Origin of the sequence: Pseudomonas sp. efr-133-TYG-103a (assembly GCF_030209235.1) — a bacterium.
Taxonomy (GTDB): Bacteria; Pseudomonadota; Gammaproteobacteria; order Pseudomonadales; family Pseudomonadaceae; genus Aquipseudomonas.
Window position 1 is genome coordinate 17,915 of sequence record NZ_JARVSK010000025.1, and the last position, 15,041, is coordinate 32,955.

13 protein-coding genes are annotated in these 15,041 nt (G+C 62.5%); 2 read left to right on the forward strand and 11 right to left on the reverse strand.

What is annotated here, in order from left to right; all coding sequences use genetic code 11:
- Window positions 1-116 precede the first annotated feature (116 nt).
- A complete protein-coding gene (locus QRN36_RS19855) occupies window positions 117-572 on the forward strand; it encodes an Hsp20 family protein (protein ID WP_285425634.1) in 456 nt (151 codons plus the stop codon).
- Between the two features lie 95 nt (window positions 573-667).
- Here QRN36_RS19855 and QRN36_RS19860 read toward each other — a convergent pair whose 3' ends face one another.
- The 10 genes from QRN36_RS19860 to QRN36_RS19905 form a co-directional block, all read right to left on the reverse strand.
- Entirely contained in the window at window positions 668-1,513 is an 846-nt protein-coding gene (locus tag QRN36_RS19860; RefSeq protein ID WP_285425635.1) for an amidohydrolase, read from the reverse strand.
- Between the two features lie 68 nt (window positions 1,514-1,581).
- Window positions 1,582-2,871 carry an MFS transporter gene (locus QRN36_RS19865; RefSeq protein ID WP_285425636.1) on the reverse strand — a complete coding sequence of 430 codons (1,290 nt, stop codon included), beginning with the start codon at window positions 2,869-2,871 and terminating at the stop codon, window positions 1,582-1,584.
- A 152-nt stretch (window positions 2,872-3,023) separates the two neighbouring features.
- Entirely contained in the window at window positions 3,024-3,755 is a 732-nt protein-coding gene (locus QRN36_RS19870) for a GntR family transcriptional regulator (protein ID WP_285425637.1), read from the reverse strand.
- A gap of 227 nt (window positions 3,756-3,982) precedes the next feature.
- The gene (locus QRN36_RS19875) at window positions 3,983-5,269 is read right to left on the reverse strand and encodes an MSMEG_0569 family flavin-dependent oxidoreductase (RefSeq protein ID WP_285425639.1); all 1,287 of its coding nucleotides are present in this window, start codon (window positions 5,267-5,269) and stop codon (window positions 3,983-3,985) included.
- A gap of 132 nt (window positions 5,270-5,401) precedes the next feature.
- Window positions 5,402-5,722, reverse strand: coding sequence for an MSMEG_0570 family nitrogen starvation response protein (locus QRN36_RS19880; protein WP_285425640.1), 321 nt, complete (start codon window positions 5,720-5,722; stop codon window positions 5,402-5,404).
- Between the two features lies 1 nt (window position 5,723).
- Window positions 5,724-6,764: a sll0787 family AIR synthase-like protein gene (locus tag QRN36_RS19885; protein ID WP_285425641.1), complete on the reverse strand. Its 1,041-nt coding sequence runs from the start codon at window positions 6,762-6,764 to the stop codon at window positions 5,724-5,726.
- Complete coding sequence (locus QRN36_RS19890) at window positions 6,757-7,317, reverse strand: MSMEG_0567/Sll0786 family nitrogen starvation N-acetyltransferase (protein ID WP_285425642.1); 561 nt, start codon at window positions 7,315-7,317, stop codon at window positions 6,757-6,759. The genes QRN36_RS19885 and QRN36_RS19890 overlap by 8 nt, the downstream gene beginning before the upstream one ends.
- Before the next feature lie 146 nt (window positions 7,318-7,463).
- Complete coding sequence (locus tag QRN36_RS19895; protein WP_285425643.1) at window positions 7,464-8,546, reverse strand: MSMEG_0568 family radical SAM protein; 1,083 nt, start codon at window positions 8,544-8,546, stop codon at window positions 7,464-7,466.
- Complete coding sequence (locus QRN36_RS19900; protein WP_285425644.1) at window positions 8,533-9,510, reverse strand: Nit6803 family nitrilase; 978 nt, start codon at window positions 9,508-9,510, stop codon at window positions 8,533-8,535. The genes QRN36_RS19895 and QRN36_RS19900 overlap by 14 nt, the downstream gene beginning before the upstream one ends.
- A 237-nt stretch (window positions 9,511-9,747) precedes the next feature.
- Window positions 9,748-10,230, reverse strand: coding sequence for an MSMEG_0572/Sll0783 family nitrogen starvation response protein (locus QRN36_RS19905; protein WP_062387355.1), 483 nt, complete (start codon window positions 10,228-10,230; stop codon window positions 9,748-9,750).
- A 237-nt stretch (window positions 10,231-10,467) separates the two neighbouring features.
- On the opposite strand from QRN36_RS19905, the gene QRN36_RS19910 reads away from it, so the two are divergent.
- A complete protein-coding gene (locus tag QRN36_RS19910; RefSeq protein WP_285425646.1) occupies window positions 10,468-12,372 on the forward strand; it encodes a sigma 54-interacting transcriptional regulator in 1,905 nt (634 codons plus the stop codon).
- 134 nt (window positions 12,373-12,506) lie between these two features.
- Here QRN36_RS19910 and QRN36_RS19915 read toward each other — a convergent pair whose 3' ends face one another.
- Entirely contained in the window at window positions 12,507-14,933 is a 2,427-nt protein-coding gene (locus QRN36_RS19915) for a TonB-dependent receptor (RefSeq protein WP_285425806.1), read from the reverse strand.
- Window positions 14,934-15,041 lie beyond the last annotated feature (108 nt).

Sequence of the window (15,041 nt, forward strand, 5' to 3'; positions counted from 1 at the left end):
AGGGGAGATTGCAGCGCGGCGCTTGATTAATCCAGCCGGTGAGCCTAACTGCTAAGTGCGACGTCGAGAAACGACGCGCGTCTTAATCACCATGCAAACGCTGAGGAGATTTTGACATGGCCACCACTGCTGCACTGGCGCCGCTGTTCCGCCAATCCGTGGGGTTCGATCGCTTCAATGAATTCTTTGAATCTGCCCTGCACAGCGAAACACCCCTTTGCTATCCGCCGCATAACGTCGAACGCTACGGCAGCGACCATTACCGGATCGTGATTGCCGCGGCCGGGCTGAGCGCCAGTGATCTTGAGTTGAAGCTTGAAAAGGATGTGCTCACGGTCTGTGGAAGCAACCCCCACTGCGATGAAGGTGCGACCTACCTGCATCAGGGCATCGCTCACGGGGCGTTTCGGCTGGTGTTCCATCTTGCCGACCACATTGAGGTTCAGGGCGCGACGTTCGAAAACGGCCTGCTGATCGTGTTCCTGCTGCGCAATGTGCCGGAAGGCGCCAGCGCCAGACGGATCAGGATCCAGTGCCCCGGAGACGGTCATGACCGGCTCATGCGCCCTTGATCCGCCAGCGCCGGCCGCGCAAGCCCGAACGGTTGGCCTTCCCGCACGATGCGCCCCCGATCGGCCCGACGCCTGCCCCGCGCATTACCGCCTGATCAGGCCTCGACCGGGGCGAAATCGAACAGCACCTGCGGTGCCTCGATGAGCAGCGAACGCATCACCTGAGGCGAGCATTCCAGCGCTTGCAACTGCTCCGTCACCGTCCGGTAACTCACCGTGCCTTCATGCTGGGTGTGCGGCCAGTCGCTGCCCCACACCATGCGCTGCGGGCCAAAGCTCTGCACCAGCAGCGGCAAGGCTTCGCGGGCGAAGCTCAGGTTCTGTCGCTCGTCGCCTTCAAGGCGATAAATGCCCGACACCTTCATCCACAGCTGACCGCCCAGCGCCAGTTCGAGCAGTTCCCGAAAGCCAGGCTGGTCCAGGCCCAGACGAGCGTCCGGCCGGCCGAAATGGTCGACCACGATCTTCACCCCGAACGGCATCAGCGCGCGGACCAACCCCGGCAGGTCCGCGACATGGCGATGCAGCTCGACATGCCAGTCCAGCTCGGCGATGTGGCCGAACAGGGTTTTCCACTGCGGATCGGAAAAGTCCGGCAGCGCCTTGCCCATCAGGTTCAGACGAATGCCGACCACGCCCAGGTGGTCCATCTCCTGCAGCGTGGCGCGGTCTGCGCTGCGATCGACCACCACCACGCCGCGCAACTGTTCAGGGGCCTGGTGCAGGGCGTCGAGCAAGTAGCGGTTGTCAGTGCCGAGAAAACTGGGCTGAACCAGCACGCCGTGGCTCAGGCCATGGGTGCGCAGGTTGCCTTGATACATCGCCAGCGTGGCGTCGTAGTCGGGTGAATAGCGTCTTGCCGATGTCAGATCCAGCTCCCTGCTGAATACGTGTGCGTGGCCGTCGATGCCAAGTATCGACGAGGGAAAAGTCTCGGACATGGGTCTCATCTATCGAAAATCGCGCGGCGTCCTGAAGCAAGCCTCAGGCCGCCGCGCAGGAAGGAACATCAGGCGCTGGCGGCCTCTTTGCGACCGGTCGAATCCTGTGCGGCAGCGGCGCTGTCTTCCAGGCTGCGGCCACGGGTTTCCGGCAGGCACAGGGCGGCGATCACGGCCACCCCGTAAGCGATGCCTGCATCGATGCCGATGGCGGAGCCCAGCGACATCGATTCACTCATGTGCCCGACCAGAAACGGGAACACCGAGGACAGCACGCGACCGAAGTTGTAGCAGAAGCCCACCCCGGCACCGCGCACGTCGGCCGGGTACAGTTCGTTGAACAGCGCGCCGAGGCTGGCCGGAATGCCGGCGGCAAAGAAGCCCAGCGGGAAGCCCAGGAACAGCATCTGGGTGTTGGTCAACGGCAGGAACACGTAGCACTGCACGGTGATCACGCAGCACAGGGCAAACAGCACGATGTTCATGCGGCGGCCGATGCGGTCGATCAAAAAGCCGCTGGCCACGCAACCGCACCAGAACGCGAAAATGATGACGGCCAGGTACCCGCCGGAGTTGAGCACCGACAGGTTGCGTTCGGTCTTGAGGAACGTGGGCAGCCAGGTCATCACCGCGTGATAACCGCCGTGTGCGCCCAGTCCCAACAGGCCGCCGAGCAGCGTGACGCGCAGCAGCTCAGGGCGGAAAATGCCCGCCAGCGATTTGAAGAAGCTTTGCGGAATCGCATTGGTTTTCTGCAGGCGCTGGAAGCTGTCCGGCTCCTCGACATTGCGACGCACCCAGATGATCAGCAGCGAAGGCAGCAGACCGACCAGGAACATCACTCGCCAGGCCATGTCTTGCGGCACGAACGAGTAGATCAGCGTGAACACGCCCACCGCCAGGCCCCAGCCCACGGCCCAGGCGCTTTGCACGGTGCCCATGACCTTGCCGCGGTATTTGGGGTTGATGGTTTCCGCCATCAGCACCGCGCCCGCTGCCCACTCGCCGCCGATGCCGAAGCCCTGCAGCGCCTTGACGATCAACAGAGAATGGAAGCCGGTGACGAACGCCGAGAGAAAAGTGAAGAACGAGAACCAGAGGATCATCCACTGCAGGGTGCGCACGCGGCCGTAACGGTCCGACAGCGTGCCGCCGACCCAGCCGCCCAGCGCCGAGGTGATCAGCGTCACGCCGCTGATCAGTCCCGCATCGCCTTTGCTCAGGGCGAACGCGGCGATCAGCGCGGGGATCGCGAGGCCGAACATTTGAACTTCGAGGGCGTCCAGCGACCATCCGCCGAAACAGGCCCAGAACGTCTTGCGCTCCCGAGGAGTGACTTGGCGATACCAGTTGAACATGGTTCTTGTCCTTATACGTTGTGAGGCGGCAGTTGTTGTGGAGCCTGCTCTGGGTGGCAGGTTGGCTTGAAAGCATGGGCCGCTCGCTGCCCTGCGGGATTGAGCTGGCTCACTCCCACGGGTCGGCGGTCGACGGTAAAGGGTATGTCGGGCTATCTGATATCGACGCTGTAACGAAAATGGCTGGCGTGCCCGCGAGAGCGGCGCCATTCCAGAGGCTGACCGGCGTAATTGCGAGCCAGACGCTCGATCACCACCACCGGGCTGCCGGCCGGCACCTGCAACAGGCGCCCGTGCACATCATTGACGGCCTCGGCGGTGAGGCTCTCTTCGGCGTAGGCCACGACCTGACCGCAGAGTTCTTCGTAGATGGGATAGAGCAGCGGGCCGTGCTGACTCAGATCGGTTTCCAGCAATGTCTGGAACTGCACTTGCGGCAACCAGATTTCTTCAGCCAATACCGGTTGCGCATCGAGCAGACGCAGGCGGATCATGCGAATCACCGGGGCGTCCAGCGACAGGCCGAGGGCCTGAGAAACTGCAGACGGCGCGCTCATCGGCTCGATGGACAGAATGCGGCTTTCCGGCACCTGACGCTCACCGGCCAGCCCCTGAAAGCGGAAGAAGCGAAACAGTGAAGATTGAAACTGCGGCCGACGAATGAAAGTGCCTCGGCCCTGTTGGCGCTCCAGGATATGCTCGTTGACCAGCATGTCGATGGCTTTGCGCACAGTGCCGGTGGACAGGCAATATTCGCTGGACAAGGCAGCTTCAGTGGGGATGGCTTCACCCGGGCGCCAGCGGTTGTTGGCGATCTGCTCAGCCAGTTGATCGCGCAGGCGTTGGTAAAGCGGCAGGCGGACATCACTCGAAAGACGGTTCATGGAGGCGCTTCGCTCTTGTATTTATCTAGTCATCTATATGAATCTGCGCGAAGTATTGTCCCGTTACAAATGATCGTCAAGGGTGCAACCGGGCACTGGCAGATGAGCGGCGGTTCGCGCACTCAGGGCGGCCTATCCTTGACCGCCGATAGCTCGGCGAAATTCAGGAATTGCAGACGGCGCCCTGCCGATAACAGGACGCCCCGCGTCCATGCCGCCGACAGCACTCAGCGATTGGCGACCTTACGCTCTTCAACCGCGCCGACGATGTGCTCGACCACGTACTCCGCATCCCGCGCCACGCCTGAGAAACGCCCCGATCCCCAGGTGTACAGCCACGGCAGCCCGAGGAAATACAGACCCGGCTGCGTGGTCACGCCGCGCACATGGCCCGGATGACCACGGCCATTGAACACCGGCGCCTCGACCCAGGTGAAATCCGGCGTGAAGCCGATGCACCAGATGATGCTGGTGATGCCCTGCTCGGCCAGATTCAAGGTGTGGCGTTCCTGCTCAGGTGTCCACACCGGCTCATAGCGCCCGCCTTCCGGCGCGTCGATGCCTTGCTCGGCGATGTATTTGTCGATGGAGCCGTTGATCCGGTTATAGACGGCATCGGCGCTGTCCAGGCTCTCGCGCAGGTTGCCCGAGAACTGCAATGTCTCGCCGTGCAGATCATTCAATCGGCCGAACAACTCCATGCCTTCCAGGGCGAACTTGCGCAGATCGATATCGCGGCCACCATCACGCCCGGTGACATAATGGTTGGTGTTGTCGCGCACGCCTTCGCGCAACGGATGGGTGTCGACGCCGATCTGGTAGTAGCCCATCTGCGCCAGCCAGTCGACCACATCCTTGCCACGGTAGAAGCGCGCGCAGCGCGGGGCGTCGCCAACGGCCAGGTACACCTTGCGCCCGGCCAGGTGCAGATCCTCGGCGATCTGCGCCCCCGACTGCCCCGACCCCACCACCAGAACGTTGCCCTCTGGCAAAGCCTGCGGGTTGCGGTACTGCTCGGAATGAATCTGCGTGATGCCGACGGGGAGCCGCTCGGCCAGACGCGGAATGATTGGCGTGTGATAGCCGCCGGAAGCGCAGATCACCTGATCGGCTGTGAATTCGCCCTGAGACGTGTGCACCTCGAAACCACCCGCCGCCCGCGGCACCACCCGCTTGACGGCAACGCCTTCTCGCACCGGCGCGTTGACGGCGTTGACGAAGCCGGCGAGGTAGTCGTTGATTTCGTCCTTCTTCATGAACCCGTGAGGGTCCTTGCCACCATGCTCCTCGCTGTAGCGATACCCCGGCAGCGCACACTGCCAGTTGGGCGTCACCAGACTGAATGCATCCCAGCGCTGATTGCGCCAGGTGTGGGTCAGGCTGTGTTTTTCCAGTACCAGATGGTCCACGCCCTGCTGCTGCAGGTAGTAGCTGGCGGACAACCCGGCCTGCCCGCCACCAACGATGATCACACTGTGGTGAGGAATTTTGAGGGGAGTGATTGAGCTGGGCATGGTCGGGGTCTCCGGGAGGTGCACTGTGTAGGGCAAACATCGATGGAATGGCGAGGGCTTCATGCGCAGGCTGAAGAAAGCGTCTGTACGCACAAGGCCCGGTTCAGATCGAAAAGCCGGTTGAAAAGCAGACTAAAAAGAACTCCAGCCAGCACCGGTCACCCGGCCGCCGCCTTCGGTGCGCATGCTCAGGATCTGCACTGGCCCGTCTTCCTGATAATGAGCCTGCCCTTTGAGCATGCTGAGGGTGTCCATTGCCGAACTGCAGTAGAACCCCTTGACCTGTTTCACCCGCTCGGAGGCGTTGTTCAGGCCGCCTTCGATTCGGGCGAGAAAGTCGGCCAGCGGGTAACTGGCGCCTTCCTGCAAGTGTTCGTAGATCACAGTCGATGGCGAGTAGCAGGCGGCTTCTTTGCCGTTGGGCCAGCGAATCTTGAAATTGACGGCGGGCATGTCAGTGCTCCTGGGTAGCGGACAAGGGTGAGAGGTCGAGGTCGGCGTAGCCGAATCCGGTGAACGGCTGTTGCTTGAGGTCCCAGAACGTACGGCGCTGCAGGCCATGCTGAACGCTGAGCTCGGCCGTGTCGGTGACATGACCGATGCGCTCGCAGCGCAGCCCTTCGAAGGCGAACGCGGCCTGCACGTTCGGCCAGTCGGCCTCATCCAGCGTCATGAGAAAGCCGTAGCTGGGAAACACCTGCAGCCAGCGCGCCCAGTCGAAATCCGCGCCGGCGTCCGACGGGCAGGGCAACTGCAGCAGGTCGATATCGCCGCCGCAGCCGGTGGTTTCCAGCAGCATTAGCAGGCTGCCGAGCACGCCGGCGTTGCTGATGTCCTTGGCCGCCTGCAGCAGTTGTGCTTCTGCCAGGCGCGGCAGTACTTCGAGCTTGCTGCGCAGGCGCTCGGCGGGAACGCCTTCGAAGGCTTTCCAGTACGTGCTGTCGGCATGCCAATAGCCTTCGAGATCCACCGCCATGGCGATGACCTGACCGGGCCTGACATGAAAGGTCGAGAGCAGCTTGCTGGCGACACCGGTGATCGCCACCGCCAGCGCCGTGGGATTGCCGTGCGCAAGGCTGGTGTGGCCGCCGGCAAGCATCAGGCCGTAGGCTTGGCACGCCGCGCGGATCCCGGCGAGGATCTCCTGCGCTGCGCTGTCGTCGTGGTGCCAGTACGCGTTCACCACCGCTGTCGCGCGACCGCCCATGGCAGTGATGTCGCTGACATTGGCCATCACCGCCGACCAGCCGGCGAACCAGGGCGCCGCCTTGACGAAGCCCGGCAACATGCCTTCGATCGCCAGCAATTGAAAGTGGTCGCCGCAGGCAATCGCTGCGGTGTCGTCGCCCGGCAGCGCATAGAGCTCGGCCCGTGAAAGGGTTTTCGGCGTCGCTCCCAGAACAGCGGCCGGCTGCTGGATTGCCTGTTTGGACAGCATCGCCGGGGTGCTGCGCAGCGTCTGCAACAGCGCAGTCAAATCCAATGAGTCAGCCATGGCGAGGCACCCTCAAGGCGCGCAGCGAAACCTGACGCGGCATCAGCGGATAGCTCGCCAGATCCGCCTGCATCAGGCAGTGGGGCTGGCCGAGCAATTGCAGATGGTCGAGCGTCTGCCACTGCAGCCCTTGGAAATACCCTTCGTTGGGCGCCTGTACGGTTGCGCGGAACACCTGACAACCAAGCTCTTTGGCCCGCGACACCGCCTCATTCACCAGCGCCTTGCCGATCATGCTGTGCCGGCGATAAGGCTGGGCCACGCACAGCCGCCCGCCGAACCAGAGGCCGGGTTCGGGCTGGTAGATGCGAACCGCGCCCACCACCTGATCGGCCATGCCGCAACTGCCGGCCAGCGCGACAATGGCGATGGCCTGGAAATCGTGGCTGTCCTTGTCCTGCGGGAGCAGTTGTTGCTCATCGGAAAACACCGAGCGACGCAGGGCGAAATACGCCTGCTTTTCCCAGTTTTCGGTCGCAGGCTTGACGACCAGTTCGCCAGCCCGAAAAGGCTCGAACGTGCTGTCGACGAGGGCAAAGGCCAGGTTCTGCATGATCCGTCTCCCAGATTCAAATGTCTCAAGTACGGGCCCGTTCCTGTGCAAGCGAGCGTGCTGGCGAAAGCGCAGTGCCTTCGATAGGAAACAACCCGATAAACCCGTTCGCATCAGGCTCACCTGTTATCAGGCGTGGCGACGTTCTATTCGTGATTCTTCAGTGCCGAGCACGCACCGCATTTGGCACAGCCCGCGTTGATATTTTCCGAGTGCAGACCGTGCCGACGCAGGCTCGCGCCGATCTGCGGGTACAGGCGCGCCATCATCGCGCTGTCGGGTTTCGGGTGATGGGCCAGCGGCGTCCCGTCGATGGGCACGAATGGCACCACGAACGGGTAAACGCCCAACGCGCTGAGGCGCTCGCTCATCTCGGTGATCGCCGTTTCACTGTCGCCCAGCCCGGCCAGAATGTAGGTGCTGACCTGGCCGCGACCGAACACCTTGACGGCGGCTTCGAACGCCTCGAAATAGCGGCTCAGCGGCACCTCCGCCTTGCCCGGCATGATGCGCTGGCGCACTTCATCGGTGACCGCTTCCAGGTGCATGCCCAGCGACACCACGCCGCTGTCCTGCAAGCGCTGGAACCAGATGTCATCGTCCGGCGGCTCACACTGCGCCTGGATCGGCAGGTCGACCGCGGCGGTCACGGCGGCGGCTGATTCACACAGGATCGCCGCGCCGCGATCGGGCGTCTGCGGTGTGCCCGTGGTCATGACCATGTGTTTGACGCCGTCGAGCTGCACGGCCGCCTTCGCCACTTCGGCCAGTTGCTGCGGGCGCTTGCGGGCGATGGTCTTGCCCGCCGCCAGTGACTGGCCGATGGCGCAGAACTGACAAGAGGTGCTGCGATCGTTGAAGCGGATGCAGTGTTGCAGCACGGTGGTCGCCAGCACATCGGCGCTGTGCAAGGTGGCGATCTTCCAGTAGGGAATGCCGTCGGCGGTGCTCAGCCCATAGAAGTTCGGCACGCCGGGCATCTTCACCTGCCCCACCTGCAAACCTTCGCGGAAGATCAGCGCCAGGCTGCCGTCCTCGCTCGGCTGCGCCTGATACGGCGAGCTCCGCGAGGCCTGATTGAGGATCGGCACCATCATGGTCCGATCGCCGAAGGTCAGCGCCTTGTGGTCCGAGGGGCCAGCGCCGCCCTGCCGGGAAAGGCCGTTCTGCGCCGCCGGCCAGCGCACGCCATGGCATTGCAGTTCGGCGAGCAATTCATTGGTCTGCATGGTCGAGCTCCTCGCGTGCAGGGATCATCGGGTGGGCCGCGCGTTCATGGAGCCTGGCGGTGGGTGTGCGGTCGATGAGCAGGCTGAGCAGTTCGGGGCGGCTGTAATGACCGACCGAGTCCATCATGCGTTTGCGTTTGTCGATCAACTTCAGGTCCAGGTCGGCGATCACCCAGCCCTCGCCCGTTCTCAAGGGCTCGCCGAGCAATCTGCCTTCCGGCGAAACGATGGCGCTAAAGCAGCCGCCGGAAATCGGCCCCAGCGCACAGCCCGTGTCGTGCATGATCTGGCCCTGTTGATCGGCATCCAGCCACGCCGTGGCGTTGACCACGAAACAGCCGGATTCGAGTGCGTGATGGCGGATGGTGACTTCGATCTGCTCGGCAAAAATGTCGCCCACCAGAGAGCCGGGAAACATCGCCACGTGAATCTGCTCGCCGTCGGCCATCAGGGCATAACGCGCCAGCGGGTTGTAATGCTCCCAGCAGGCCAGCGAGCCGATGCGACCCACCGCGCTGTCGACGGCGCGCAGGCCGGAGCCGTCGCCTTGCCCCCAGACCATCCGCTCGTGATAGGTCGGGGTGATCTTGCGGCGGTGTTGAATCAGCGCGCCGTCCGCGTCGAACAGCAATTGCGCGTTATAAATCGTGCCGCCTTCGCGCTCGTTCACACCGATCGACGCGACGATGCCCGCTTCCCGGCACGCCTCGCCGATCTGGCGGGTGACATCGGAAGGCACGGTGACCGATTGTTCCAGCAGTTGCAGGTGTTCCTTGCCCATCGCGAATGGCGGCTGAACGAAGGAGAAATAGGGGTAGTACGGCACCACGGTTTCCGGGAATACCGCGAACTGCACACCCTCGCGCCCCAGCGCCAGCAACGTGCTGCACAGTTTGTCGACAGTGGCTTGGCGAGAGTAAAGCACGGGGCTGAACTGAACGGCGGCGGCGCGGATGGTGGTCATGGGGTTGTCCTGTTGTTTCGTTAAAAGTGCTGGAGGCCACTTCGTTCAGCGCGGTGGCGGACCTCTTCGCGAGCACGCTCGCTTCCACCGGGATTTGCAGCGATTCGGGAATCAATTCCTTGATCGTTCCCACGGTCCCCGTGGGAACGCCGTTGCAGGCGCTCCGCGCCGACTCAGAGGACGCGGAGCGTCCAGAGACCCGTTCCCACGCAGAGCATGGGAACGATCACCGGGAAGTCAGGCCGTCCAGGTATCGATGATCATTGCCCCCTCGCGGCGCATCAGCAGACGCAGGTCCATGACGTCCAGCGGGTTGATCGGACGAATGCCTTCGATCAGGGCTTTTTCGGTCTGGCCGTACAGCGCCTGCAAGGCAAAGCGGCAGGCGTAGACTTCGCCGCCTTCGGCCATGAACGCCTTGATCTGGTTGTTCACGGCCAGATGGCCCGGGAACGCTTCGGCACCCAGCGTCGGGAAGCCACGTTGCACACCCAGTTGCACGCCAGGTCCGTAGAGCAGCACTTTGGTTTCGAAACCCTTGCGCAGCAGGCGCTTGGCCTGAAGCATGTTGACCAGGCCAATCGACCCTTCGAACGCGATGGTGTGGAAGGTCAGCAGGGCTTTTTCGCCCGGCTCGGCTTTGACATCCTCGAAGACCTTCTCTTCGTAATTGACCAGAAAGTCGCCATCTTGATAGTGGTTGATGTCTACGCTTGGCATGTCGTCGCTCCGTTGGTTCAGGTGTTTTCGGTGTCTGGGTCGATCACCGGGTGACACAGAGACCAGAGCGAACGCCGTGCCAGAAAATAAAAGAATGTGCAGCGCAGGCGTAACCGACTGATATTCCTCGAAATCGCCATCTGATCCGGTATTCCGGGGCATTTCTGATGCTTTCAGGAAATTACGCATTCCCGTAGAAATACGATTATTCGTAATCGCAAATCACGAGATTTCGTCATGAACGAGCCCGATTCGCTGATCGGCTGGGCCGACCTCGCTTATTCGTCGCGGCACATGGTCTTCGAGCACTGCGCCGAGGCCATCGCCCTCCTCGACCCGTTCTCCGACCATTTCGGCGATCTCAACATCGCCGCCTGCAAGCTGTTGGGCTATCCACGCCAGGAATTGCTGGCGCTGCCGGTGAGCAAGCTGTTCGGTCACCAACTGGCGGATCTCATCGTCTTCACCCAGGCCGTGATGGACAAAGGCCGGGGCTGGACCGACGATTTGAGTTGCAACATCAAGACCGGCGAGCGCATCGAGCTGGAAATGTCGGCCACCACGCTGCAGATCAAAGGCAGCCCGCAACTGATCCTGGTGATGCGCGAGGCCAGTCAGCAGAAGTATCAGCAGGATCAGGCGCACACCGAACGCACCATGCGCGGCGGGCTGATCGAGTGGCGCAACATTCTCAATCTGTTTCAGGAATCGGAGCGCGACAACCAACTACTGCTCAGCTCCGTGGGTGATGGCATCTATGCGATCGACAGCGATGGCCTGGCCACCTTCGTCAACCCGGCCGGCGCGCGCATGCTCGGCTGGGCGCCCAAAGACATGCTCGGCAAGAACATCCACCGCATCCATCATCACAGCCATGAGGACGGCAGCCATTACCCGGTCGAGGAATGCCCGATCTACAAGGCGGTGCATGACGGCGTGGTGCATGAAGGCCGCCAGGAAGTGTTCTGGCGGCGCGACGGCAGCTGCTTTCCGGTGGAATTCACCAGCACGCCGGTGATCTCCGACGGGCGCATCGCCGGGGCCGTCGTGGTGTTTCGCGACATCACTGAGCGGCGCACCACCGAGAGCCAGTTGCAGACCGCGCTGGAAGAGCTGAAGGTGCTCAAGCACCGGCTCGAAGAGCAGAACGCCTACCTGCAGGAAGAAATCCACATCGAGCACAATTTCCGCGAAATCGTCGGTCAGAGTGCGCCAATCCTGAAGATCATCAAACAGATCGATGTGGTCGCGCCCACCGATGCCAGCGTGCTGATCAACGGTGAGTCCGGTACCGGCAAGGAGCTGATCGCCCGGGCGATACATCAGGCCAGTCGGCGCAGCGCGCATCCGCTGATCCGGGTGAACTGCGCGGCAATTCCGACCGAGTTGTTCGAGAGCGAATTCTTCGGGCATATCCGCGGGGCCTTTACCGGCGCGGTGCGCGACCGGGTCGGCCGTTTCGAACTCGCCGACGGCGGCACGCTGTTTCTCGATGAGATCGGTGAAATTCCGCTGGAGCTGCAAAGCAAGCTGCTGCGGGTCCTGCAGGAAGGTCAGTTCGAACGCGTCGGCGAGGAGCGCACGCGCAAGGTGGATGTGCGGATCATCGCCGCCACCAACCGCGATCTGCGCCAGGAAGTCGCGGCGAAACATTTTCGCGAGGATCTGTACTTCCGCCTCAACGTGTTTCCGATCCAGTCACCGGCCCTGCGTGACCGCCCGATGGACATCGCGCCGCTGGCCGCGCACTTCCTCAAGCAGGTCGGCAAACGTCTGAACATGCCAGGCCGGCGCCTGCGCAACAGCGATATCGAACGGCTGCAGAACTACTCCTGGCCCGGCAATATTCGTGAGTTGCAGAACGTGATCGAGCGCGCGCTGATCACCTCAACCGGCGCGGACCTGAACCTGGACCTGCCGGATGAGCCGAAAACCCCGGATAACCTTTCCAAAGGGACACTGCCCGAACAGGGCTTTCTCACCGAAAACCAGATGCGCGACCTGGAGCGCAACAACATGCACGCAGCGCTCAAGGCGGCGCAGGGCAAGCTGTTCGGAAAAGGCGGCGCGGCAGAATTGCTGGGGGTCAAACCCACGACACTGGCCTCGCGGCTGAAGCGGCTGGACATTGACGTGCCGTGACCGTGCAGCTGCGCAGATGCCACTGCACGCCCCGGCCGCCACCCCAACGCCCGTTAACGGCGGGTGATCAAGCTCACTGCTGCGGCAAAAAAAAGAGCGCCCGAAGGCGCTCTGGTCACTGCATGTGACGAGGGTCAAAACCCGACGCTCGCCTGCACGAAGAACGTGCGTGGCTGGCCCAGGTAGATGCCGGCATTGTTGTCGCTGGAGCGGGTGAAATACTGGTGGTCGAAGACGTTTTTCACGCCGGCGGCGAGTTTCAGGTTCGACAGTTGCTTGCCAAAGTCATACGCGCCGCGCAGGTTCCAGGTGACGTAACCGGGAATGTTGCCGTACTGACCGTCAGCTGAGGGCTCGGTGATGTAGTTGCCGTTGAAGCTGCCGTCCGCATTGGTGCCGGTGCCAGGCGCGCGTTGTCTGGATTGCGCGTAGCCGTCGACGTTGTAGGTCCAGCGATCGACTTCGTAGCGCAGCCCGACCGTCGCGACCTGACGCGAATAAAACGGCAGGTCACGCCCCTTGAAACCCGGAATATCGCCCTCGTACGTGGCGCGCGTATAGGTGAAGCCGGCGTTGGCGGTCAGGCCCTGCAGGCGCGCATTCAGGTCGCTCAGGTCGTAGTGGGCCGACGCCTCGATGCCCAGATGCCTGGTAGCGCCCAGGTTGGTCCAGCCCACGTCGTTGCTGATGTACTGCAGTTCGTCGTCGAAGTCGAGGAAGAACGCCGTCAGCTCTGCGCCCCACGTGCTGTTGTCGTAACGGGTACCAAGCTCATAGGTCTTGGCCTTTTCCGGCTGCAGGCCGTTGGCCGTGTCGTTGCCGATGCCGCCTTGCGCCACCTGGAAATACTGCAGGCTGCCGAACGAGGTCTCGTAGTTCGCGAACAGTTTCCACTCATCCGAGAGGTGATACATCACGCTCAGCGCAGGCAAGGGCTCGTTGTTGTTGACGCTGCGATCTTTCTCCAGCACCCGCACGCCGTTGGTGCCGGGCACCGGCCGATCATGCCAGTCGGTGCTGATGCGCTCGAAGCGAATGCCGGGCGTGACCGTCCATTTGCCGATGTCGATCTTGTCATCGATGTACAAGGCCGTCGCCTCGGTTCCACCGGTGCGGTCCTGATAGACATGGCCGTCTGATCCGGGAATCGCCACGGGCGTGTTGTTCACCAGCCCCAGTCGCGACGCCTGCTCGTGCATGGCTTCCTTCAGATAACGCGCACCCACGCTGACTTCCTGCGTGGTCGGCCCGAGGTCCAGTACGTGGGAAACCCTCGGCTCGATACCGAAAGTGTGATAGCTGCGCGGGAACGAACCCAGCGTGCGCTGATCACGGGCCGCGATGTTGCTGCCGCGAAAACTGTCGGTGTAATAGGTCAGGACTTCAGCCTGGGTCGACTCGTCGATCTGGCGCTTGTACTTGATCGAAACGTCCTTGCGCCGGCCGCTGAAGTTGTCGTAGTCGCGATCGGACTGATAGGGATTGGCGTCGTATTGCGCCTGGGTCAAACCGCCCGGCATGTCGGCCTTGGCGTCGTAATAATGAAAATTCACCGACAGATCGTCATCTTCGGTCAGAGCCCAGTGCGTCTTGAGCAGCACATCGTCGATGTCGTTGTCATTGTTGCTCGAACGATAGCCCGACCCGTTAACCGTGGAATACAGCAGCGCCGCGCCCAGGCCGTTGTCCGCGGTGCCGCCCAGAAACAGGGTTTCCATGTTCTTGTAGCCGCCGTGACGACTGGTCTCGATGGTGCTGCTGAGGTCGCCGCTGAGCTTTTCCGGGATCGCCCGGGTGACGAAGTTGATGACGCCGCCGACGTTCTGCGGTCCGTACCGCACAGAGCCCGCGCCGCGCACGACGTCGATGCTGTCCAGGTTGCCCGACGAAATCGGCGCCATCGACAGCTGTGGCTGACCATAGGGCGCAAATGCCGCTGGCACGCCATCGATCAACACAGTCGAACGCGGCGAAAGGCGCGACGTCAGCCCGCGGACGCCGACGTTGAGGGAAATATCGCTGCCCCCGGTGCCGTTGGATTCCTGCACTTGCACACCCGGGATACGCCGCAGCACGTCACCAACGTTCTGCGCGCCCTGCTCGACCATCGCCTGGCGACGCACCACGGTTCGCGCCCCCGGGTGGTTCTGCACCACGGCCTCATCCGCGTCGCCCAGCCAGTCGCCGACGACGTTCACTTCCATGGGGGCAATTTCGAGATTGCCGGGTGTGGCCGAGGCGCTTGCCCCCTGAGGTTTGAGCACAACGGTGTCGTCGGAGATTTCGTAGTCCAGGCCGCTGCCTTTGAGCAGTGAGCGCAACGCCTGCTCGGGCGACAGATTGCCATCGACCGCTGGTGCCTGTTTTCCGGCGACAAGATCAGGGCTGAAGAACAATTGCAAAGACGTCTGCTGTCCCAGTTGACTCAATGCCGCGCCCAACGGTTGCGCCTGGATATGAATGACCGCAGGCACACTTTCAGCATAACTGTTGCCAGCACTGGCGCCGACCGCAAGCGCCAGCGCCCAGGGCAACCAGCGGGAAGATTGCGACCCTGCCACCGCACGGCTGACGGCCAGTTCAAGCGCATTGAGTGTGTTGTTTTTCACGTCGGGTCTTGTCCTGAAGGTTCCAGATACGGAGCGAATCTGCGTTGTTATGAATGCTAA